The organism is Synechococcus sp. WH 5701 (genome assembly GCF_000153045.1).
In the GTDB taxonomy this organism is placed as follows: domain Bacteria; phylum Cyanobacteriota; class Cyanobacteriia; order PCC-6307; family Cyanobiaceae; genus Regnicoccus_A; species Regnicoccus_A antarcticus.
In genome coordinates, this window is sequence record NZ_CH724159.1 from 104,902 (window position 1) to 125,260 (window position 20,359).

The window sequence follows — 20,359 nt, forward strand, 5'->3', positions numbered from 1 at the left end:
GGTCTCAGGTGCGTGTCTTGGATTGGTCTGGTGCCTTTCAGTTGGTCTGGTGCAGTAACGCCACCACTGCCGGATCCCAGAGGATCTGCTGGCGGCGCTCTCCCCGACTGCAGAGCGGCAGGGTGACGCCCCAGTCGCGACCGGCTTCTGTGAGCTGCCAGTCGTCGTCCTCGTTGCGCTGCTGCAAGCCGGCGGCAGCCAGCCCTTGGTTGGTGCTGAGGAGCGTGCGATCGAGCCGCTCTGCCAGCTGATCGGCCGTCAGCCAGGCCACCCCTGCGCGGTGCGAGAAGCGTTGCTGCACCTCAGCGCCGGCGGGACTGCTGTTGGCCTGGATCTCCTCCAGGGCGCTGAGCAGGGCCTCGGCATGGGAGACGCCGGTGAGGTGGATGATCTCGTCTGCCCCGCGCAGCACCTCTGCTGCGGTCTGCCTGCGAATGGCCTCGATGGACCTAGCTCCCTGTGCCGCTGTGCGTTGCTGGCTGCGCTGGATGGCGGGCAGCAGTTCATGGGTGAGCCAGCGCCGCATCCGCGGCGCGCTGGGGTTGTCGCTGTTCAGCAGCCGGCGCAGCAGCGCGGCCTCGTTGATCATCGCCAGGGTGAAACCACCGGCGCCGGGCCCCTCTTCTGAATGGAGGCAGTGCTCCCCGTCGCGCTGGATCGCTACGGCCCAGACCATCGGGCTTTCCGCCAGCGCGGCGCAGGCATCGGCGACGACGATCCAGGCCTCGCCCTGCTGATCGGTGCTCACCCGAATGCGATGCCCCTCGAAGAGATAAGGCACCAGAGCGGACGCGTTGCTCATGGCTTGGAAGGTGAGAGGACAGGGGCGCCATGGCGCGACGCGAATACTGCAGGGGTGAATCCCCCAGGGGGTGCGGCCAGTGGTGCCGCCACCGGGCCCGCCAGCACCAGCAGCACCGTGCTCAACTGCAGGGCCAGCACCAGCCACAGCAGCCACTGCAGCTGCCGCAGGCTGCTCAGCCGCACGGTGGTGGTGATCGGCCGGCGCGTGCGGCAGAAGGCCGGCAGCTGTGGCTGTGACATAGGCCGCGGCGTGCGGCCGGGGTGTTGGGGGTGGGCCATCAGAACGGCACCTCCTCATCGGCGAACTCATCGCCGTAGTCCTCCCCATCCGCCAGCGGGATAGCCTGCTGCTGGCGGGCAGCGGCTTCATCGGAGCGGTAGGCCTGCTCCGCCGCCTCGATCCAGGCCGGATCGCTCCCTTCCCGGATGCTCAGCGGCCCGTAGAAGCCGATCGTGACGTTGCGCGGCACCGCATCGGCAGCCGCCTGGTCTTCGATCTTGGGGCCCTTGGGGTTGCCGTCCTGGTCGTACTGCTGCGCCCAGCGGGTCTCCAGCACCAGCACATCACCCACCGTCAGCCGGCCGCGGCGGTGCTGACGGCGCGCCTCGATCCACTCGCCAAAGCCCTTGGCCTTGAGGATCAGCCGCACCCGATCCCCCGGTGCCGGCACACCGCCTTCGTTACCGATGCGGGCCTCCATCGTCGTGCCCGGCATGGCGATCGCATGCACGACCATCTCCTGCTTCACCTTGGGCCGGCCCTGGCGGTCGGTGCCGTTGGGGATCGGCTCCATCGCGCCAGTGGTGAGGTTCTTGCGCAATCGGTCGCGCTGCTCGGGGCGCACGATCGCCAGATAGGCCACCTCACCGAGGCGCTGCTGACGGATCACCGGCGCCGCGATGCGGCTGCCGTCGTTGAGTTCAATCGCCATGGGACTTGCTGTTCTGGGTGGACGGGGAAGGGGACAGGGGCAGCAGGGGCTCCAGGCCGGCCCCCAGCCGCAGCAGGTGATGGGCGGCGCCGGAGAGGCTCAGCTGGTGCTCGGCCGACAGCTGCCGCACCTGCCGGTAGACATCGCTGTGCACGCAGACGCACAGGTAGTGGCGGCCGTGCTGCGACCGCGGCTGGGGCCTGGCGTAGGCGCGGCGGCAGACGCTCATGGCGTCCCCCCCGCCAGCTCACGTTCGAACACGTCGATGAAGTCCTTGTGGCGCCGCTGGGTGATGCGGTCCTTGATCGTCCGCACCTCCCTGGGCACCTGGAAGTGGTGGCGGAACTCGATCGTGAACCGCTTGCGCGCCTCCTGAGGCATCGCGGCCAGGAACTTGTGGAGGGTGGCGATCTCCTCTTCCGTCAGGGGCTCCAGGTCGGACTCGCCGGCCTCGGGCATATCCGGAGCGCCGGTATCCCATTCGTCGCCTGCGTTGCCAGGGTCGTCCGCAGCGGGGGCGACGGCTGCACGGCCGGCGCCTGTAGCGCTCGCGCCCGCGGCGCCCGCCACCGACGGCTGCGGCCGCGGCTGTATCGGCTCGATAGTCCGAGGGGCAATGCCCACGGGAATGCCCAGCAGGCCCGCCAGCAGGGAGGCGGTGAGCGCATGCCAGGCCGCACTGCCCTCCTGCGGTGCCTGGGCTTCGCTGAACTCCTCGGCGCCGCCGCGGTGCCGCAGGGTCACCCGCAGCACTTCGTGCTCCTCGTTGATCAGCTTCTGAGCGCTGAACGAGAAGCCCAGGGCAAAGGCCGGCGCCGCTGCCTGAACGACCTCCTGCATGGAGGTTCCGGCGATGGCGGCCATCTGGGACTGGAACTGGGCCAGACCCTCGGCCCACTGGGCGCGGGCCTGCTCGCGGCTCTGCAACAGGGCCTGGTTGAGATCAAAGGCGGAGGTGGGACCTGGCGTCGGCTCCATCCGCCCGCAGGGGGTGGTGGTCATCGAAGGCACTGCGGGACCGGCGCCCGCTTGGCCTGGATATTAGCGGCTCGCTAATCCGAATCTGTATCATGCACAACGCAAGACATGGCGTACTCCGAGCCTGTTCGTGCTTGCCTCAGCTGGCGCCCGTCTTGGTGGACCATTCCTCCAGCCAGCGCTGCGGCAGCCACGCCTCTCCGTCCCACATGCCCTGCAGCTGCTCGGCGGAGTACGGCTCAAAGCCGGCCAGCATCGCCTGAAAGGCCTGCCGCTGCTTGGCTGGCGCCGCCTTGGCTGCGGAACTCAGGGCCTCCATCACGCCGATGCCGTGCTGCTTGGCGGTCTGCGCCAGCTGGCCGCGCCACTGCTCGCTCAGCTTCGCCGCTTCTGCGGCATCGACGTCCGGCTGGTCCGGCACCGCAGGCGCCTGGTAGGTGGTCGGCACCGGCAGCAGTCCCAGGTGGCAGCTCCAGAACTCCGCCGGCCCCCACACCCGTCCCTCGTCATCCACCAGAGGCCTGGCCTGGCTGATCTGGTCCTTGAGGGCCCGGGTGCGCACGCCGCTGAAGTCTTTGGCGGCAAGTCGGCGGTTCACCTCCGCCAGGGCAAAGAAGCTCTCCGGGCGTGGCTTGGGCGCCTTGCCGTTCTCGAACACGCTCAGGGTGCTGGGGGCCATCACTTCAAAGCCGGCCTCCTTGGCCCACTTGTAGGCCGTGTACTGGGTCCAGTTGTTCAGCTCACGCCAGCGCCTCAGCATCCGGCCGAACTGCTGACCGGCTTCGAGCTGTTTGGCCTCGATGTACCGGTACTCAGGGGACATCAGGACTTGGTTCTGGCCATTAGCGAAAGGCTAAGGCTTCTGCTGCCGATTGGAATCTGCAACGCCCTGATGCCAGTACCCAATGGCCCTGCCCCGCTGCCGCCAGTGCCGGCCCTTGCCGCGTCGAACCTCAGGCTCCACCAGGCCACAGAAAACGGCTTGATCAGGCGGGAACAGCGGCGCTGGCCAGCAGATGGCCTCCCGCAGCCGCCGCTCCAGTTGTTGGCGCTGCGCCGGCTGCAGCAGCGTCACCGGCTCCACGATTCGGCTGTCCGGCCCCAGGGTCCAGTCGTCGCGCTGACAGCCGAACTCCCAGTTGCGGCCATCAGCGGCGCGGGCCCACAGCAGCGCCCCGAGCTGGTCTCGTTCGATCGCGATCTCCAGCTGCCAGCCGCTGGCCAGATCGAGTCGCATTCGCCCCCACCAGATCTCGTGCCAGGGCCTGTCCGCCAGGAAGGCCTCCCCCGCCAGCAGCGCCAGCAAGGCCTGCTGGATCTCGGCGGCGCAACAACGGCTCAGTTGGCGCAGAGCGGGTGACGCAAGCCATTGCCACGGCACCACAGCGCCCACTCCCCCGGCGCGATCGGGTTGCCGCAACAACGGCAATGGCCGGGATGGCGGACGCGGATGCGCCGAAATCCATTGGGGTCAGCTTGGGGCTGCCTGTGGGGCACCCCTGGTGTGGGCACCCCAGGCGCGGACGCAGCAGAGGGACGGTGCGCGCAGACCTGCAGCCCGTGCTCGCGAATCAGGCGACAGGCCAGGAAGGCGCTGGTGCGCGCCTCCTCCAGGTGGGGCGAAGCGCTCATCGCCACCAGCTTCTCGACCTTGGTCAGCGCTTTCTGCGCCGCTGTTCCAGCGTCCATCGCCATTCAGCTCGCTTGTTCAGCCTAGCGAGCCTGAGTCGGTGCCGATAGTCTGGTTCGGTCCATCGAAGTCCCCCATGGCTCCGCTGATGACCCCGCTCTCGGTGCAGTTCACCCCCGAGCAGCAGGCCTGGCTGGATCGGCGCACCCGCGGGGGTCTGCTGTCGCGTTCCTCCGTGATCCGCCTGATCGTGGCCGAGGCCATGGAACGCGACCAGCTCGCCAGCAGCCCCCGTAAGCGTCAGGGGCAACATGGCCAGCGCTGAAGCGGCCACCAGTCCCAAACAGGCTTGCCGCATCGACCGCGCCGCCGCCCAGCAGTTCCTCTCCCTGCTGGGCAAGGACCCTGCCAGCGCGCGGCTGCGCGCTTTCCCCCACCGCGCCAACCCGGCCAAGGGGGAAATCGGCGCCCGCAAAGGCTCCTTTGACCTGACGGTGGCGGACCAGTGGCAGAGGGAAGGCCGCGGCATCTACCTGGTGATCAACGACGGCGGTGACCGCAAGAGCGAGATCACGGCCTGCCGGGCTTTCTTCGTGGAGTGGGACGACCGGCCGATCGACTGGCAGCTGAACGCCTGGAGGCAGCTGGGCCTGCCGGAGCCCTCGCTGATCGTGCTCAGCGGCGGCAAGTCGGCCCACTGCTACTGGCTGCTGCACCGCCCAATCGCGCCGCAGGAGTGGGCACCGTTGCAGGCGGAGCTGATCGCCTATGCCGGCGGCGATCCCCACTGCAAGGACGCCTCGCGGGTGATGCGGCTGCCGGGCTGCTGGTACGTGGATGCCTCCGGTGAGCCCACCGCTCTGGTGGAGCTGGTGCACGTGAGCGGCCAGCGCTACGCCCCGGAGGACATCGCCCTGGCGCTGCTGCCCGATGAGTTCGCTGAACCCGTGGCAGGCACTACGCCGCAGCACGCGATCCCCCTGGAGCAACCCAACGAGGACCCAGGCACTGGCATCCCGTTGCCTGATCTCGACGACGAGGACTTCGGGCCGCCCAGACCGCTCGATCAGATCCGCACCGCCATGGCCGCCATCCCCCGCCGGGTGGCCGGCAGCAACACCTACGCCGATTACCGCAACCTCCTCTGGGGCCTGATCCAGGCCTGTGAGCAGGCGGGCCACGACCGCGAGCTGGCGATCGCCCTGATGGAGGCCCACAGTCCTTCGGCCAGCTGCGGCTGGGACATCCGCCAGGTGGCCAGCTCCGGCGGCGAGCAGATCGGTGCGGCCACCTTCTGGTTTCACGCGCGTCAGCACGGCTGGCTGCCGCCGGAGCCGGCCCACACCCCCAGGCCTCCCGGGGCGCAGGCTGCAGGCAGCCGCCGAAACCAGGGCGACACCGGCGGGCGCCATCCAGGTGGCAAGAGCAGCGACCGCACCAGCAGCAGCAACTCCAGGGGCACCAAGGGATCTGGGGCTGGCGCAGGCCCGCAGCGCTTCTCGCCCAGGCCCGACACCCGGGTGCGCTGGGGAAAGGTGCACCTACCGATCAACCGCCGCCTCAATGCCCTTGAGCACTGCATTCGATCCCTGGTGCGGCGAGAGCGCAACAGCCTGCGCCGCTCGGCCCGCGTGCGCGAGGCCCATTCAGCCCTCCAACTCAAGACCGCCCTGCGGCTGCAGGAGATCGGCCAGCTGATCCTCGAGGCCCACGACCTGCGCAACGGCAACCGCTTCCGCGGCCTCGATCAGGCCGCTCGTCTGGCGATGCCGCAACCGGTGGTGGAGTGGGAGATCCCGGGCTGCATCCCGCGCCGCGACCTCTCGATCGTGGGCGGCCGGGCCAAGGTGGGCAAGACGCGGCTGGTTCATGCCCTGGCCCGCTGCCTGCTCTGCGCCGAGGACTTTCTCGGCTTCGGGGCTCCGGAGGAACCGCGGCCGGTGATCCTGGTGACCGATGACCAGGGCGACGGCGACACCGCCCAGATGCTGCAGCAGCTGGGGATCTGGGATCACCCGTTGCTGCTTTGGTCCCGTCGCTTTCGCGCCACCGAGGCCAACCTCGACGCGCTGCTGGTCTGCCTGGCCGCTCACCCCGGCGCGGTCGTGATCCTCGATTCGCTGCGCTCGATCACCCGCAGCTGCTGCTTTGGCGAGAACGACCCGGAGATGGGCTCCTTGATCTACGACCTCAAGCACCAGATCACCGATGCCGGCGGCACCCTGCTGCTGATCCACCACTGCAACAAGGCCAACGACACCACCGGTACCGAGGCCCTCTCCGGCCACAACGCCATCGCCGGCGCGGCCAACACGATCCTCACCCTGCACTACCTGGCCAAGGGCAATCGGCTGATCAAGGATTCTCCCCAGCGACGCCTGGTGCGCGAGGCCCGCTCCGGGCCGCCGGCGGATCTGGTGGTGGCGATTGACGGCAACAGCGGGACCTTCGCGCGGCTCGGCACCTACGACGACCTGCAGGAGCAGCAGGAGCAGGAGAGCGATCTCGACCGCGCCGGCCAGAGGCTGCGCAAGGCGAATGAGAAGCAGCAAGAGGCCCTGCGTTATCTCCAGGCCCTCCACTCCAAGGGTCTGGCTGGAATCGGTCTGCTGGAGCTGCTGCAGGCGATCGGCGTGGCGCCGGCAGAGGCACGGCTCAAGCGAGACCTGGAGGGAGAAGCCCTGACCACTTACAAGGGCCTGGGCCGATTCCTCGGCAGCCTGGATGGCCTGGTGACGTCCACCCGTGTGGGCACCAGCGGCCAGAGTTACTACCTGCGCTACGGGCTCAGTGATGCCGGGGCGGAATGGCTGGCCCGTGAGTTCAATCTGTAGAGGTGGATTCTTGCGATTCTTTCGATCCCCCTCCAGCGCAGACCATCTGACGGTCCCGGGTGAGCGGACGCTTTCGGGATTCTTTGGATTCTTTGCTGGCCACTCCCTGACCGCCGCCGCTCACGTGCCACTGACCCACGACCGCTGGAACAGGAGCTGGATTCTTGGGCTTCTTTGGACCCGCCTCCAGCGCAGGCACTTTGGCGCCCAAGGGGGATGGATCCGATCTGGATTCTTGGGATTCTTTGCGGCATCCCCTTCCCTGGAGCCGAAAGCCCCTGGGCAGCAAAGAATCCAACGCAGCCAAAGAATCCCACGTCCGATCTTCTGCCCAGATCCCCTGCGCTGCAACGGGATCCAAAGAATCCAACCAATTTGGTGTTTCACGTGAGGTTCTGGTGATGGCGCTCTCCACCACGGCCTCCTGCTCAGAGCGCCTGAGTGAATCCACGGGCTGGTTGTCGCCGATCCCAGGTCTGCAGCGCACGGATCCCGAGCACCGCTACTGGCTGGGGGACCATCTGTTCCCGGTCTCGATCACCGGCGTAATCGGCTCGGCCAAGAGCGCCTGGGCCCTGGCCCGCATCGAAGCCACCCGCCACCACTGGGAGCCGCGGGGCCACACCGTGCACCTGGCGCTGGAGGCCCTGCTGCACAGCCGCTTCCACCCTCTGGCGGTGCAGCGACAGCAGGCGGTCCAGCAGCTGGAGGCGCTACGGGCTTATGACTATCGGGACTGGATCGAGCCGCTGCTGGCCCACCCCCACTGGCAGCAGGTGACGGTGATTGCCTCGGAGCGGCCCACCTGCTGCCTGATCCGCAACCTGGCTGGCACCTATGACACCGGCTATGTGCACCGCAACAGCGGTCTGCGGGTGCTGGCCGACCTGAAAACCCTCTCGGGTCGGCACTCCAGCAGCTACTGCACCCGCGCCCAACTGGGGGGCTACATGGCGCTGGAAGCGACCTGGGGCGTGCACTACGACGCCGGCCAGACGATCTGGGCCCGGCCCGGGGACACCCGCTTCTCGCCGCTGTATTCCCGCGAGGAATGCCTGGCGGCCTGGGCAGCGGCGTGGGCGGGCTACGTAAGCCGCATGCGGCCCTGGTGATCCACTATCCGAATCGCTTTATTCGGACTATCGAGCCGCTATCCTGCAAGGCAGGCGCGCTGCCACCTGCGCCGCACGACGCCGCGCTTCTCCTCGCCGATGGCCGCCAGCTCCATCCCTCCTGATCCCGATGGCGGCGCCGAACTCGATGTGCTGCTGGATCGCATCACCGCCCTCAAGGCGGAGCAGAAGGCGATCGAGGCCGCGCTGACACCGCTGCTGGAGCAGCTCAGCGGCGCCCTGGAGGCCGGTGAGCTGGATGCGAACTTCTCCCACAACGACTGCAGCTTCTGCTGGTCGGCCGGGCGAATCAGCTACGTCTACCCCGAGCCACTGCAACAGCAAGAGCAGACCCTGAAGCAGGCGCAGCGGCTGGCGGTCGCCAGCGGGACTGCCAGCCAGAAGCAGGGCAAGGCGTTCTGGACGATCAAGCCGGGCCGGAGCTGAGCGATGGCCAATCCCCAGAAGCGCAAGGGGGATGCGGCGGAACGGGAGGCGGCGCTGCTGCTGAGCGAGCTGCTGGGGATGACGGTGCGCCGCCGCCTGGGAGCAGGGCGGACCGCTAGCGCCGGCGGTGACACCGGCGATCTCGACGGCGTACCTGGCCATGTGATCCAGGTGGCCAGCTGGGCCAACACCGCCGCCGCGGCCCGCACCAAGCCCGAGGAAGCCGCGCTGCAGGCCGTGCATGCCGGTGTGCCGTTTGCCGCGACCCTGGTGCGGTTCCGTGGCGGCACCTGGCGCGTGGTGCTCACCCCGCAGCAGTGGGCGGCCTACGTGAGCTGGATTCTGCGTAGCGGAGGTGGAGCATGAGCCCCGAGCAGCCACCGACGGCGGGCGCTTGCTTAGACGCAGGCGCCGAGTCGCTGGACGAGCTGCGCGAGGCCCCACCCCAGCAGGACGACGACGGCAACCCGATCTGGCCTGCTGCCGACCCCAGCAGGCCGGTGGGCAAGGGCAACCCGCCGCGGGGGCGCCGCAGCAAAACCCACAAGCCCCGCGCCACCCACATGGAGGTGGAGACCCGCATCGCCGAGGCACAGCTGTGGATCGCCCAGCGGCTGCCGCTGGCCGTAATCAGGGAAAAAGCTGCCCAGAACTGGGGAATCACCAATATCAAAACGGTCAGTCGCTATCTGGCGATCGCCAGGCAGCGGATGGTGGAGGAGCTGATCTCCGACCGCCGCCGCCACCAGGCCGAGCAGATCTTTGCCCTCAACGAATGCGCCAGACGGGCCATGGACGCCGAGCAGTTCAACGCCGCGGTCGGTGCCTTCCGGGTGATTGCTGAGATCGGTGGCCTGCTGCGGGCGCCGATCAAGCCGCCGGAGCCACGGGCATGACGGCGAGCAGCACCGCCACCGCGATGCCAGCACCGGTGCTCACGCCACAGGCCCCTGCAGAAGGCGGATTGCTGTTGCCGGAGCTCGACCCATGGGGCGACGGCGGCCTGCTCCACCTGCCCACGACCACCACAGGCGAGCCATCGGAACCCCAGAGTCTGCGCAGCTTCATCGCCGAGGCCTACCCCCGCTACGGCTTCCACCGCTGGGCCGAGCTGCTGATCGAGCTGCTCCAGCAGGTGGCCGATGGCCAGCTGAGCCGCTTGATCGTCACCTGTCCGCCCCGGCTCGGGAAAAGCCTCCTGGTCTCCAAGCTGTTCCCGGCCTACTTCCTGCAGCGCTACCCGCACCTGTTCGCGGCGATCGCCTCCTATTCGGCGGAGCTGGCCTATGCCCACTCCCGAGAGGCGCGTCACTTCTACCGGGTGACCGGCCATCTGCTGGCCCGCGATTCGGCAGCGGTGGGCAACTGGCTCACCCGCCAGCGCGGCGGCTGCATCGCCGCCGGCGTGGATGGGCCGTTCACCGGCAAGGGTTACAGCCTGGGGATCATCGACGACCCCTACAAGGGTCCGGGGGATGCGGCAAGCCCGGCACTGCGGCAGAAGCTGATCGACTGGCTGCGCTCGGTGTGGCTGACGCGCGCCGAGCCGGCCTCGGTGCTGGGTCCGGACGGCAGGGAGCAGCCGAACCTCTCGGCCCAGGTGGTGGTGCTCACCCGCTGGGACCACCAGGACGTGATCGGCTGGCTGCTGGAGCAGGAGCTGGGGGAGGCTCCCCAGCACTGGATCGTGCTGGATCTGCCGGCCATCGCGGAAGACCCAGCCGAACGGCACAAGCTGCCACCCACCTGCACCCTGATCCCCGACTGGCGACAGGCGGGCGAAGCGCTGTGTCCGGAGCGGTTCCCCCTGCCGGAACTGCTCAAGATCAGGGCCCGTCTCGGGGCCTACTGGTGGGCGGCGCTGTACCAGCAGCGGCCCAGCCCGGCATCGGGCTCAATCTTCCTGCGCCAGTGGCTAAGGTCGCCCTTCCCCCGCGAGCAGGGTAGCCAGCGTCACTACGCCCTGCTGGCCCTCTCGTGTGACCTGAGCTTCAAAGGGGAGGCGGAGAGCGACTACTGCGGCTTCTGCCTGGCCGGCCTGCTGGCACCACAAGCCCGGAATGGCATCCCCCGATCGGGTGAATCTCAGGGGCCGATGGCCCCGGCGGCGCTGGAGATCGAGGTGCTCTGGGCAGCGCGGCACCGCTTTGGCCTGCCGGAGGTGATCCGCTTCCTGCTGGGATGCCTGGAGGCGCTGGAGCAGCAGGGCCTGCGCCCCCATGCCGTCCTGATCGAGGACGCCGCCAATGGCCCGGCCGTGCTGCAGACGCTCAGGCGCCGCGTGCCGGGGATGCTGCCGATCACCGCCCGCGGCAGCAAGGAAACTCGTGCCCATGCCGTTGCTCCGCTGGTGGAGGCCGGCCAGATCCGTTTCCACCACCGCGCCCAGCCGCTGGTGGAGGAAGCGATCCGCTTCCCCAAAGGCAGCAAGGACCTGGTGGATGCCTTCTGCCACGGCGCCCTCTGGCTGGAGGGCCGCTACTGGAAGGCCCAGGGCATCCAGCCGGTGGTGACGCCACTGCTGGTGAGCCGGTGAGCATGCCGATGGTGTCCGCGGTGCGGGAACATCCCAGGCCTTCCGCAGTGGAGAGCCCACGCCCTGCCGTGCTGACCCCTCTTGCTGTGCAGCTGGTGCTGTCGCTCACGGTGGTGCTGGTGGGCAATACCGCTGGGGCGGAGCGAATGCTGCGGCAACGGCGCTACCGCCGGCCGGCGTGCAATGCCCGTGCGCAGCAGCTGGAGATCAACCTCCACGCTCCAGTGCTTCACCTGCCCAGAGCTCAGGGTCAGCAGCCTCCTCGCTGCAGGCCCCGGCGAGAACGGCCGGTGCGGCCACACGCCGCTGCCGATGCCCTGGCGCTTCAGCACAGGGATCTGGCCGAAAAAATCGCCGGTAACTTCGCTCGGCGCACCGTCCACCCCAGGGAGGACCTGCTGCAGCTGGCGATGATCGGCCTGATCAAAGCGGCGCGGCGCTACGACCCTTCACGGGGACCGTTCCGGCCCTATGGCCGCACCTATGCCAATGGGGAGATCACGCACTTCTTGCGGGACAACGGCTTTTTGCTGAAGGTGCCGCCGACGTGGCGGGAGATTCATGCACGGGGGCAGCGGTTGCTCACTTCCGGAATCGGTGTTGGAGAGATGCTGGAGCGAATAGGGATTAGTCGCGAGCAGTGGATTGAGATCGTCGATGCATGCTCAGTACGGGTGGTTGCTTTTCCTATTGATTGAACGCTCAAGATCAGAAGCGGGGAAAGATCTTCGAAATGCCGCCAGCACTTGCTCACGTCTTCTGCATCTTGATGTTAGACGCTTTAATGGAGATTTGGAGTGAATCGCTTGTCCAGACAATCAATTCAACAGGATGGCTTTCCCTTTCACTATCTTGCCGTTGTGATCTCTGCATTGAGCGCGAATACTCATGAGCGGCTCATATCCAACTGTTCTTGATCCTGGGTCACCACTAGTTCGTATCTTTGTTCCACATAGCGTGACCCCATTAAGAATGACTCCAGTCAGCTTGGCGCCACTAAGGTCAGCATTCGTCAGATTCGCTCCAGTCAGCTTAGCGCCACTAAGGTCAGCATTCGTCAGATTCGCTCCAGTCAGCTCCGCTCCAGTCAGCTTGGCGCCACTAAGGTCAGCATTCGTCAGATTCGCTCTCTCCAGATTGGATGGATGATTGTTCTTTGATGGCGTTAAGTCAGCATCAATAAACTCAGCACTCGTCAGATCTGAGTGAGAGAGATTAATCCCTTGTGCCCTGACCGTCTCGTTATTTAGGGCCTCCTGAAAAAGCTATTGCTCGGGCCAGCCTCTGATCCAGAGATGCCTGCGCCGTGATCATCTCAGCATGTAGCCAAACTCAGTCCCGATGAAATGAGCAGCGTGGGACGCCTCTCAGAGGCGATACATGCCATTAGCAAGCCTTGGAGTATGGCAATCAATACAACAAGAAGCTCCAGGAGCTTCTCGAGGTTCATGACCAACAGATTTATGGCGATGGTGCAACCTGAGGTCTCGGCCAGCTTCTCACGAACGAGCCCAAGCCCGAAACGGCGCTTCCCTTGGCCGAACTTCCCCTCTACACCGTTGCGCCGCCTCTGATCATCTAGAGCGATCTTCTTCTCTGCAGCGACGAGATCAGGATCATTTTTTGGCCTGCCAAGACGCGGCCCGCTCAAGCGAATTCCATGCCTCATGCAAAAGGCGCGGTTGGATCGTGTGCGATAGATCTGATCAGCACAGACAACCTTTGGATAAAAGCCATGGCGACGGTGAAAAGTGCGTACCTGGGATTTTAGGTCTTCTCCTTCGTTGTAGGGATCCCAGCTGAGACGATCCAGGAATGCAAATCCATCGCCACTGACCGAGATCGAGATCTTGGCACCAAATTCAACATTATTTCTAGTCTTGCCACGAACGATTGGCCTGATGTGGGGTTGTGTCAAACTGACGATTCGATCCTGAATACTTCTGGTGTCTGAGTGATACAGGATCTTTTGCTGCCTCACCAGCTCACTGATCACCAACAGCTTGCGATACCAATGGCGACCAGCCGCCAAAACTCTTGCACCGCAGGCGATCAGAGCATCGATACTGGACAGGTTTCGAGCCAGATGCCGGAGCTGCTGACCAATGGCCTTGCGAATCTTGCTGAGGCGCGGACGCTTCTTCTTGGCCACCGCCAGGAATTGACGACGGGCCTGACGCCGGTTGGTTCTTGGTTTGTGGCCAAACACATCACGCACTTGCTTGTGCATCTCATCAATCAGCTTCTCTGTCGTTTCGCGGGCTTCATTGAGAAGAGAGAGATCAGTGGGATAGCGAATATCGCTGGGCACGCATGTGGCGTCAATCAGAAGGATTCCTTGATGCCTCTTGGGCGCCTTCGCATCTTGGCTGGGGCGTTCAAGAGCGGCAGGCACTGATCCGTCACCATCATCAGGATCATCATTGTCGCCTTGTTTATTCTGTGCAATTTGTTGTTTGCCATGCCGGACGATCCGCTCGTTGCAGTCATTGATGGTCTTCTCTGGCAGCCGACGACGGAAATACACCATCATCGAGGGATCAAACGGTGCCTCGAACTGGAAGCCTTCCAAGCCAAGAAAGAACTGAAGATAGGGATTTTCCTTGATCTGCTCAACGAGCTCTTCGTCGGTGACCTGCAAGCGCTCCTTGATGATCAAGGCACCAAGGGCCATGCGAAAAGGCTTGGCAGGCGCTCCGAACCCCTTTGAAAACTGCGAGGCGTAGTGATGCTCCAGCTCATCCCAAGGGATCAGATCCGCCAACTTCACCCAGCGGTTATCCCCCGAGAGCTTCCCGCCGAATGGGAGGAAGAAATCATCAAAGGAGAGCTGATTGCCTTCCTTGCGGCGGTACATGTGGAAAACTTGGTGCAGCTTTTCGGCTCAATCCAGCCGATTTGCGCACATTATACCGCCATAGAAGTGCCCAGATCCACTGCACTGCAAGCGGTCTGGAGATCTTCAGGAAGCCCTATTTAAGCCCTTATTAAACTTTGCCTCACGAAGATTTGCCCTACTGAAATTGGCCTCATAAATCCATGCGCCATTAAACTTAGCATCTTGCAGCTCAGCTCTGATGCATTCAGAGTGTTCGTCGGTCAGACTTCTTTGCCTCCAGAAGATTCCAAAAGTCCCCGAGGGTATTCGCAGTAATGAGCAGGACGGACTAGCATCCAATCTAATTAATGGTGCGTTGCTGAGGTCTACACGATATAGTATCTCTCCAAACCCGATGAGATTCTCCAAGGCCGATTTTCTCCCTCCATCAATTGGCTCTCCCTTGTTCTCTTTAAGTGTATTCCAGTTAGAGGCGATGCTTTTACCTCGCTGATCAGCAACAAAAGAAAATATATTTAGTGTTCCTATTGCAGCGGCCAAAGCTGAGGCGGATAGCAGGCCTTTATAAACAATGCCTCCAAGGACTCGGATGTCGATGATGTGGCGTACGCCCTCTTGGTACTTCTTGTGTAGCTCCAAGTATGATTCGGGGTTGATTCCGTATTTTTCTTCGGATGCCCCTGAGAGCCTGATCATCGTAAACTGGCGTTTAACATCATCCTTTATCTTTGCAGTAGTAAATAGCTCATCGAGGAGACTTGAGAAATCATCCGCGCCTTTTTCTGCTGTGCCGCTAGCCATGATTAGTTCTCTCCAGCTGGGCAGAGTCTAACGCCATATGGACGGATCCTCGCCAAGTAATTACGAGGCTCTTTTAAGTCCGCATAAGAACCCGAGGCCATTCTGAGTCGAAGTCGAGACCCACTGTGGCAGTCAATCGTAGGCAGGGAGCTGATCACGCTCTGTTCTTCTACGGACCCACATAAGAACCCAAGCCCCCCCCGCCTGGCCGACCTGCTTGCCCTGGCGTCCTAACCAACACGATGCAGATCGTGCATGGATTGCCCAGGGACCCATTGATTCCTCTGGCAATGGCTCTGACCCAACCAACAGCCAGTGCCGACAGCCAACCGCCGCCGCAGGTCTGCATCTACAAGTCACCCCTCCTCCCCGACAGCCCCGCAACCCCACCTTCCTGAACATCCCCCCTGGCTGGAACACCCCACCCTCTCTGGCCTGAGGGAACGTCTGCAGCTGGTCTACGACTGCTGGACTCTGCTCGAACTCCCTGACGGCACTAGCCGCCGGCTTGTCTACCTCCCCCGCGGCATCGAGGAACCCGAGACCTGCTACATCAAGCGGCTGGAAGCCGCCCGGCCCACCGGCTTCTACCGAGATGCCCTGCGCACCTACGCGGGGATGCTGTCGCGGCTGACCTGGCAGGAGCTTCCCGACTCGCTGACCCGCGTGGCCACCGATGTGGACGGCCAGGGCACCGATCTGGGGGTGTTCCTATTCCTGGCCGACCTGCTCACCCTGCGGGATGGCGGCTGCCTGATCCTGCAGCTGCCGCCCCAGCACCGCTGGCCCTCAGAAGGGGACCGGCTGGAGGCCCTCGCCAAGGGAGACCGCCTCTCCCTGCCGCGGCTGCAGCTGGTGCCCCGAGGAGACCTGCTCAACTGGCGCCTGCCCACCGACACCGCCACGGCAGCACCAGCGTCGGGTCCGGTGGAAATCATCTGGCGTGAGCCGCGCCGTCAAGCCCTGCCGCCCCGTTACGCCACTGACAATGTGGCTGTACCCACGGTGGTGATCGATGCCCACGGCGGCTTGGTGCCGGATCCACAGGCCTGGCTGTACCGCAGCCTGTCTGTGATGGATGACGGCCTGGTGCAGCGCAGCTGGCAGGCCAACCCCAACCCCGGCGCTGTCGATGGCTACGACGTGGTGCCGGTGGGTGAGCCAGAGCGGATGCCGCAGCGCTTTGATCTGCCGGCCCTCTGGTACTCGGTGGATGGCACCGCCTTTGGCGAGGGCGATCTGCCCCACCTGGGCCTGGCCCACCAGTACCTCAACCACTACCGCTGCCGCAGCGACTACGAGGACCTCTTGTCACGCACCGCCCTGCCGGTGGGTGTGCGCACGGGCCTGGTGGATGTCTACGGCTTCCGCCGCAGCGACGGTGCCCTCGGCTCTGGGGCTGCCACTGGCGGCGCAGAAGGGCAACGGCCCCAGCAGCTGGTGCTCTCTACCTCCTCCTTCATGGACCTCCCCGAGGGGGCCAAGTTCCAGTGGGTCGAAATAGAAGCGCGCTCGCTGGCGGAGCACCGGGCCTACCTGCAGCAGCTGGAGGAGGCGATGCGCCGCGACGCCCTGATCCCCGCCGGCGGCCACGGCCCAGCCCGCACCGAGCTGGAGATCTCGCTCACCGCCGGTCAGAGCTTCGCGGTGTTGCAGTCGTTAGCGGGCCAGAAGAGGTCGATGCTCAGCACCCTGCTGCGCCAGTGGACCCGCCTCACTGGCGAAAAGCTGGCCGATGAACCGGCCTGCAGCGTGGAGATCTGCCCGCTGGTGCCGCCGCAGCCACCGCGCAAGCCCCAGCCCTCAGTGCAGGAGTGGCTGGTACTGCATGAGCGGGGGGTGATCGACGGGGCTGAGTTGCTGCAGCAATTGGGGCTTTCGAACTCAGCCTGAGGTCAATGACTCCGGCCGGTTAGACGACACTAATCTATTGTTTTGAATACACTCTACCGGCAGTCATCACACAGATCGACTGAAGCACAGTCCTACCATCCTTTAAGAAGACGCTGGCTACGATAGTAGCTGGGCCCTTGTCGCCCTCTTGGGCATTGGACCGGGTTTTGCAGGACGCGGTTGACCATGCGACAAACTACCTGTTGCGACGCAGGTCGATCCTTAGCGACTTGACAACCACCGTTGACATTACTAGAAAAACTTTCCGAGATCCCCATATGTATATGAATGTCTGCAGCAGGTCTCGATTGGCACGCTTTCGCCACTCTCTTCGCACGTTTCTTTTTGCTGTCCTTCTGCTTGTCTGCGGCAGTGTTTTTTCTATCACGAAGGGAGTCCCTCAACGGAATCTGATTTTGATTTGCTAGGGAAACTCTGGATAACCCGACCAATCCACGCGACAATGGCTCTGTGATCGCTGGGCATGGCTGGTTTAATGGGCGGCAAGCAGCTCGGATTCGGTGACTACGAGCAGACCACCGCGAGGAAACGCACCAAGAGGGAGCGTTTCCTGGGCCAGATGCAGGCTGTTGTGCCCTGGAAGGCACTGATCGATCTGATTGAGCCCTACTACCCCAAAATTGGCTCCAAAGGCGGCCGCCCTCCCTACCCGTTGGAGACCATGCTGCGGCTTCACCTGATGCAGCAGTGGTATGACCTCAGCGACCCGGCGATGGAGGATGCGCTGATCGAGGTGCCAACGATGCGGCGCTTTGCAGGCATCGACCTAATCAGCGACAGGATTCCGGATGAAACCACGATCCTCAGCTTCCGCCATCTATTGGAGAAGCACGATCTCGGCAAGCAGATCTTTGAGACGGTGAAAGCTCACCTCAAGGCCAACGGCATGGCCATGAAGCAGGGCACGATCATCGACGCTACCTTGATCGCCGCTCCCAGCTCCACCAAGAATAAGAAGAGCGAGAGAGATCCAGAGATGCACCAGACCAAGAAGGGGAACCAGTGGTATCTCCGCTACGCGGAAGGCTTCGCCTACGGGATGAAGGTCCACATCGGTGTGGACAAGGACAACGGCCTGATCCACTCGATCGAAACGACCTCTGCCAACGTGCATGACCTGACCCCGGCCGCAGAGCTGCTGCATGGACAGGAAACGGTGGTCTACGCCGATTCCGGCTACCAGGGGATTGAGAAGCGAGAAGAGAAGAAAGGCAAGGCCATCGGCTTCCGCGTCGCAATGCGGCCAGGGAAGCGGCGTGCTCTAGCCAATACCCCGGAAGGGCGTCTCGATGATCTGATCGAAACTGCCAAGGCTCACATCCGCGCCAAAGGTGAGCACCCATTCCGCGTGATCAAGCGCCAATTCGGCTTTCAGAAGACACGCTTGCGAGGCATGATCAAGAATGGCTGCAAGGTGAACGCGCTGGCAGCCCCCGCGAACCTGTTCATGGCTCGCCATTTGTTGCTATGCAAGACGTGAATATGGGAGACGTATATCTACCTGGAGCAATATTGCCCGGAATTGGTCGAGATTTCTGCAGAAAGGTGGCGAGATCTGGCCGAATCAAGCTTGATCTGCCCTGAAACTGTTCACTGCAAACGGATTGAGATCCAAGCGCATCTATATGGGCTTGTTGCTCAGAGCTTCCTTAGGTATAGCAACTTTTTCACTATCTATCTATTTAGCAATCTCCTTGGCTATCTTCCTTTCATGGGCAGCAAGGCACTTCATTGATTCTGCACCCGAGTACGCAGAGCGATGATTTAATCCAACAGAAGCCTTTTCGGCCCTGCTAATATTATGACTTCTCTTCTAGCTTCTCCCACGTTCTAGGGCCAACAATTCCATCTGAAACCAATCCAGACTTCGCTTGAAATCTTTTAACAGCATCTTCAGTATGAGGGCCAAAGATGCCATCAATCTGAATGCTCTCTCCGTGCAGGTTGAGCGATGTCTGCAGCTTGACCACGGATTCCCCTTTCTCGCCGACAACAAGAAATGCTTGATCGTTTACAGGTTGGATGCCTGAAATGAACATCGCTCTTTCTTCGGCTCGTCGTCGAACTAAGCCTGCCAATACCCTGCCGCCTCCCTTATTCCATCGCAGAAACTGATCAGCTGCTCCATGATAATCCCCAAGATTCAGAAGCTTGAGTAAAGTTGAATTCGCAAAAGCTCCTGGCCCAACATTAAAAATGAATGAGGACAGGGCATCGTACTGACATTGCGCGAGAGGCACTTTACAATGTCTTGCGATAGTAGGTTCGCACATATTAGAAATCTCATGAGCAAGAAGTTGCTCGGCTTCACTCATAGTGATTACTTCTCTGCCGTTGACGTTCGCCGAATAGCGCACGGGGACGCCCATCAAGCATGCGAGTGCTTCCGAAGCCAATGGTCGGAACACTTGCTGGGCACAAATAAGCTGTTATCTTGCCAGGATTGGTGAGGATATCATGACATCCTTCCCATTTTTTGATCAGATTAATTCCAGTTTGTGAGGTTTTCATGATTTGAGAAATGGTAGACTGAACGTGACTAGGAATAAGATCCGATGCGTGAAGCCAGCATGGCTATTGTTTCCAAAACAAGTTGCAGTTCTATGCTTGCCTGAAACCGAATGCTAGTGCCGAAATCATTTAAAAGATGCTTCGGTAACTTCTTCTCCAAGGGGAGATGAGTTGGAGTTGTATCTCGGGATGGTCAAATTGCAATGTTTACCCAAGCTTCAAAGAGGGTGGCGTCTTCAAAAAGTTCTTGCGGATCGATAGTATGAGATGGAATACTTAAGGGCACCTCGAAAAATCTACGTCGCTCCCTGACAGCCTATGAAATATGCAATAGAATTGGTTCAGTTCAACACAGCTGAATGGGACAGCGTGGATTCTGGGATGAGGAGAAGCGCATCCACAGGCTTCAGCAGAAGAAGCCCACGTTAGCGACCCTGTCCGAGACGATTCCCTGGGATGCCTTCAGGCCACTGCTGGAGCAGGGTTACAGCCATGAACGCAAGAGCAATGCTGGCCGTAAGCGGATTGATCCGATCATCCTCTTCAAGATGCTGGTGCTGCAGCAGCTGTTCAACCTCAGTGATGAGGAGCTGGAATTTCAGGTCAACGACAGACGCTCATTCGAGGAGTTTGTCGGACTGGGAGTGATGAACACCATTCCCGATGCCACCACTATTGCCTTCTTCCGCGAGCGGCTCCGCAAGGCGGGTGTTGTCGATGAGCTTTTTGAACGTTTTGAGGAGCACCTGCGGACCCATGGGCTGGAGGCCCGTGGTGGGCAGATCATCGATGCAACACTTGTCCCAGTTCCCAAACAGCGAAACTCAAGGGAGGAGAACAAGACCATCAAGGATGGAGCCATTCCAGAGAAGTGGTTGGACAAGCCAAACCGCTTGCGCCAGAAGGACACTGACGCTCGCTGGGTCAAGAAGAATGGCGTCAACCACTACGGCTACAAGAACAGCATCTGCATTGATGCCACTCACGGCTTCATTCGCAGATTTGCCATTACCCCAGCTAA

Annotated in this window: 23 protein-coding genes and 1 pseudogene; 11 read left to right on the forward strand and 13 right to left on the reverse strand. The window is 62.8% G+C overall.

Going from position 1 to position 20,359, the window contains the following annotated elements; genetic code table 11:
- Positions 1-37: 37 nt before the first annotated feature.
- The 8 genes from WH5701_RS01385 to WH5701_RS17895 form a co-directional block, all read right to left on the reverse strand.
- Complete coding sequence (locus tag WH5701_RS01385; RefSeq protein WP_006170097.1) at positions 38-802, reverse strand: BRO family protein; 765 nt, start codon at positions 800-802, stop codon at positions 38-40.
- Positions 799-1,083 (reverse strand): hypothetical protein, encoded by a 285-nt coding sequence (locus WH5701_RS01390; RefSeq protein ID WP_037979368.1) that lies wholly within the window; start codon positions 1,081-1,083, stop codon positions 799-801. Before WH5701_RS01390 ends, WH5701_RS01385 begins: the two co-directional genes overlap by 4 nt.
- Positions 1,083-1,736: a hypothetical protein gene (locus WH5701_RS01395; RefSeq protein ID WP_006170099.1), complete on the reverse strand. Its 654-nt coding sequence runs from the start codon at positions 1,734-1,736 to the stop codon at positions 1,083-1,085. Before WH5701_RS01395 ends, WH5701_RS01390 begins: the two co-directional genes overlap by 1 nt.
- The gene (locus tag WH5701_RS01400) at positions 1,726-1,965 is read right to left on the reverse strand and encodes a hypothetical protein (protein ID WP_006170100.1); all 240 of its coding nucleotides are present in this window, start codon (positions 1,963-1,965) and stop codon (positions 1,726-1,728) included. The genes WH5701_RS01395 and WH5701_RS01400 overlap by 11 nt, the downstream gene beginning before the upstream one ends.
- On the reverse strand, positions 1,962-2,738 hold the full coding sequence (locus WH5701_RS01405) for a hypothetical protein (RefSeq protein ID WP_232201756.1): 777 nt from the start codon (positions 2,736-2,738) through the stop codon (positions 1,962-1,964). The genes WH5701_RS01400 and WH5701_RS01405 overlap by 4 nt, the downstream gene beginning before the upstream one ends.
- A gap of 115 nt (positions 2,739-2,853) precedes the next feature.
- The gene (locus WH5701_RS01410; RefSeq protein ID WP_006170102.1) at positions 2,854-3,537 is read right to left on the reverse strand and encodes a helix-turn-helix transcriptional regulator; all 684 of its coding nucleotides are present in this window, start codon (positions 3,535-3,537) and stop codon (positions 2,854-2,856) included.
- A 30-nt stretch (positions 3,538-3,567) separates the two neighbouring features.
- The gene (locus WH5701_RS01415) at positions 3,568-4,095 is read right to left on the reverse strand and encodes a hypothetical protein (protein WP_232201757.1); all 528 of its coding nucleotides are present in this window, start codon (positions 4,093-4,095) and stop codon (positions 3,568-3,570) included.
- Positions 4,053-4,403 (reverse strand): DUF2786 domain-containing protein, encoded by a 351-nt coding sequence (locus WH5701_RS17895; protein WP_232201758.1) that lies wholly within the window; start codon positions 4,401-4,403, stop codon positions 4,053-4,055. Before WH5701_RS17895 ends, WH5701_RS01415 begins: the two co-directional genes overlap by 43 nt.
- An 89-nt stretch (positions 4,404-4,492) precedes the next feature.
- Here WH5701_RS17895 and WH5701_RS01420 point away from each other — a divergent pair, with 89 nt between their 5' ends.
- The 8 genes from WH5701_RS01420 (at position 4,493) to WH5701_RS01455 (ending at position 11,971) form a co-directional block, all read left to right on the forward strand.
- On the forward strand, positions 4,493-4,669 hold the full coding sequence (locus tag WH5701_RS01420) for a hypothetical protein (protein WP_198005113.1): 177 nt from the start codon (positions 4,493-4,495) through the stop codon (positions 4,667-4,669).
- Positions 4,656-7,178, forward strand: coding sequence for an AAA family ATPase (locus WH5701_RS01425; protein WP_006170105.1), 2,523 nt, complete (start codon positions 4,656-4,658; stop codon positions 7,176-7,178). The genes WH5701_RS01420 and WH5701_RS01425 overlap by 14 nt, the downstream gene beginning before the upstream one ends.
- Before the next feature lie 401 nt (positions 7,179-7,579).
- The gene (locus WH5701_RS01430) at positions 7,580-8,290 is read left to right on the forward strand and encodes a hypothetical protein (protein ID WP_006170106.1); all 711 of its coding nucleotides are present in this window, start codon (positions 7,580-7,582) and stop codon (positions 8,288-8,290) included.
- Positions 8,291-8,389: 99 nt separating this feature from the next.
- Positions 8,390-8,737 (forward strand): hypothetical protein, encoded by a 348-nt coding sequence (locus tag WH5701_RS01435; RefSeq protein ID WP_006170107.1) that lies wholly within the window; start codon positions 8,390-8,392, stop codon positions 8,735-8,737.
- A gap of 3 nt (positions 8,738-8,740) precedes the next feature.
- Positions 8,741-9,103, forward strand: coding sequence for a hypothetical protein (locus WH5701_RS01440; protein WP_006170108.1), 363 nt, complete (start codon positions 8,741-8,743; stop codon positions 9,101-9,103).
- Positions 9,100-9,633, forward strand: a complete 534-nt coding sequence (locus WH5701_RS01445) for a hypothetical protein (protein WP_006170109.1) — start codon at positions 9,100-9,102, stop codon at positions 9,631-9,633. Before WH5701_RS01440 ends, WH5701_RS01445 begins: the two co-directional genes overlap by 4 nt.
- Entirely contained in the window at positions 9,630-11,273 is a 1,644-nt protein-coding gene (locus tag WH5701_RS01450; protein ID WP_006170110.1) for a hypothetical protein, read from the forward strand. The genes WH5701_RS01445 and WH5701_RS01450 overlap by 4 nt, the downstream gene beginning before the upstream one ends.
- A 2-nt stretch (positions 11,274-11,275) precedes the next feature.
- On the forward strand, positions 11,276-11,971 hold the full coding sequence (locus WH5701_RS01455; RefSeq protein ID WP_232201759.1) for a sigma-70 family RNA polymerase sigma factor: 696 nt from the start codon (positions 11,276-11,278) through the stop codon (positions 11,969-11,971).
- A 120-nt stretch (positions 11,972-12,091) separates the two neighbouring features.
- Here WH5701_RS01455 and WH5701_RS17100 read toward each other — a convergent pair whose 3' ends face one another.
- The 4 genes and pseudogenes from WH5701_RS17100 to WH5701_RS16485 form a co-directional block, all read right to left on the reverse strand.
- The gene (locus WH5701_RS17100; RefSeq protein WP_006170112.1) at positions 12,092-12,454 is read right to left on the reverse strand and encodes a pentapeptide repeat-containing protein; all 363 of its coding nucleotides are present in this window, start codon (positions 12,452-12,454) and stop codon (positions 12,092-12,094) included.
- A pseudogene (locus tag WH5701_RS18740) lies at positions 12,443-12,496 on the reverse strand (hypothetical protein); the annotation flags it as partial. The gene WH5701_RS17100 and the pseudogene WH5701_RS18740, both read right to left, overlap by 12 nt.
- A gap of 92 nt (positions 12,497-12,588) precedes the next feature.
- Positions 12,589-14,130: an IS5-like element ISSysp4 family transposase gene (locus tag WH5701_RS01460; protein ID WP_006170113.1), complete on the reverse strand. Its 1,542-nt coding sequence runs from the start codon at positions 14,128-14,130 to the stop codon at positions 12,589-12,591.
- 105 nt (positions 14,131-14,235) lie between these two features.
- Positions 14,236-14,913 carry a pentapeptide repeat-containing protein gene (locus WH5701_RS16485; protein ID WP_071934166.1) on the reverse strand — a complete coding sequence of 226 codons (678 nt, stop codon included), beginning with the start codon at positions 14,911-14,913 and terminating at the stop codon, positions 14,236-14,238.
- Positions 14,914-15,228: 315 nt separating this feature from the next.
- Here WH5701_RS16485 and WH5701_RS01465 point away from each other — a divergent pair, with 315 nt between their 5' ends.
- Positions 15,229-16,806 (forward strand): DUF4055 domain-containing protein, encoded by a 1,578-nt coding sequence (locus WH5701_RS01465; protein WP_006170114.1) that lies wholly within the window; start codon positions 15,229-15,231, stop codon positions 16,804-16,806.
- Between the two features lie 496 nt (positions 16,807-17,302).
- Entirely contained in the window at positions 17,303-18,307 is a 1,005-nt protein-coding gene (locus WH5701_RS01470; protein ID WP_006170115.1) for an IS5 family transposase, read from the forward strand.
- A 319-nt stretch (positions 18,308-18,626) separates the two neighbouring features.
- Here WH5701_RS01470 and WH5701_RS17375 read toward each other — a convergent pair whose 3' ends face one another.
- The gene (locus WH5701_RS17375) at positions 18,627-19,196 is read right to left on the reverse strand and encodes a glycoside hydrolase family protein (RefSeq protein ID WP_071934168.1); all 570 of its coding nucleotides are present in this window, start codon (positions 19,194-19,196) and stop codon (positions 18,627-18,629) included.
- 501 nt (positions 19,197-19,697) lie between these two features.
- On the opposite strand from WH5701_RS17375, the gene WH5701_RS01480 reads away from it, so the two are divergent.
- Positions 19,698-20,359: IS5 family transposase (locus tag WH5701_RS01480; RefSeq protein ID WP_006170117.1), on the forward strand; the 662-nt coding region annotated here is incomplete at its 3' end.

Coding starts and splice junctions, on each gene's coding strand:
- WH5701_RS01385 (WP_006170097.1), bottom strand. CDS start 802: ATGAGCAACGCGTCCGCTCTGGTGCCTTATCTCTTCGAGGGGCATCGC.
- WH5701_RS01390 (WP_037979368.1), bottom strand. CDS start 1,083: ATGGCCCACCCCCAACACCCCGGCCGCACGCCGCGGCCTATGTCACAG.
- WH5701_RS01395 (WP_006170099.1), bottom strand. CDS start 1,736: ATGGCGATTGAACTCAACGACGGCAGCCGCATCGCGGCGCCGGTGATC.
- WH5701_RS01400 (WP_006170100.1), bottom strand. CDS start 1,965: ATGAGCGTCTGCCGCCGCGCCTACGCCAGGCCCCAGCCGCGGTCGCAG.
- WH5701_RS01405 (WP_232201756.1), bottom strand. CDS start 2,738: ATGACCACCACCCCCTGCGGGCGGATGGAGCCGACGCCAGGTCCCACC.
- WH5701_RS01410 (WP_006170102.1), bottom strand. CDS start 3,537: ATGTCCCCTGAGTACCGGTACATCGAGGCCAAACAGCTCGAAGCCGGT.
- WH5701_RS17895 (WP_232201758.1), bottom strand. CDS start 4,403: ATGGACGCTGGAACAGCGGCGCAGAAAGCGCTGACCAAGGTCGAGAAG.
- WH5701_RS01420 (WP_198005113.1), top strand. CDS start 4,493: ATGACCCCGCTCTCGGTGCAGTTCACCCCCGAGCAGCAGGCCTGGCTG.
- WH5701_RS01425 (WP_006170105.1), top strand. CDS start 4,656: ATGGCCAGCGCTGAAGCGGCCACCAGTCCCAAACAGGCTTGCCGCATC.
- WH5701_RS01430 (WP_006170106.1), top strand. CDS start 7,580: ATGGCGCTCTCCACCACGGCCTCCTGCTCAGAGCGCCTGAGTGAATCC.
- WH5701_RS01435 (WP_006170107.1), top strand. CDS start 8,390: ATGGCCGCCAGCTCCATCCCTCCTGATCCCGATGGCGGCGCCGAACTC.
- WH5701_RS01440 (WP_006170108.1), top strand. CDS start 8,741: ATGGCCAATCCCCAGAAGCGCAAGGGGGATGCGGCGGAACGGGAGGCG.
- WH5701_RS01445 (WP_006170109.1), top strand. CDS start 9,100: ATGAGCCCCGAGCAGCCACCGACGGCGGGCGCTTGCTTAGACGCAGGC.
- WH5701_RS01450 (WP_006170110.1), top strand. CDS start 9,630: ATGACGGCGAGCAGCACCGCCACCGCGATGCCAGCACCGGTGCTCACG.
- WH5701_RS01455 (WP_232201759.1), top strand. CDS start 11,276: ATGCCGATGGTGTCCGCGGTGCGGGAACATCCCAGGCCTTCCGCAGTG.
- WH5701_RS01460 (WP_006170113.1), bottom strand. CDS start 14,130: ATGTACCGCCGCAAGGAAGGCAATCAGCTCTCCTTTGATGATTTCTTC.
- WH5701_RS16485 (WP_071934166.1), bottom strand. CDS start 14,913: ATGGCTAGCGGCACAGCAGAAAAAGGCGCGGATGATTTCTCAAGTCTC.
- WH5701_RS01470 (WP_006170115.1), top strand. CDS start 17,303: ATGGGCGGCAAGCAGCTCGGATTCGGTGACTACGAGCAGACCACCGCG.
- WH5701_RS17375 (WP_071934168.1), bottom strand. CDS start 19,196: ATGGGCGTCCCCGTGCGCTATTCGGCGAACGTCAACGGCAGAGAAGTA.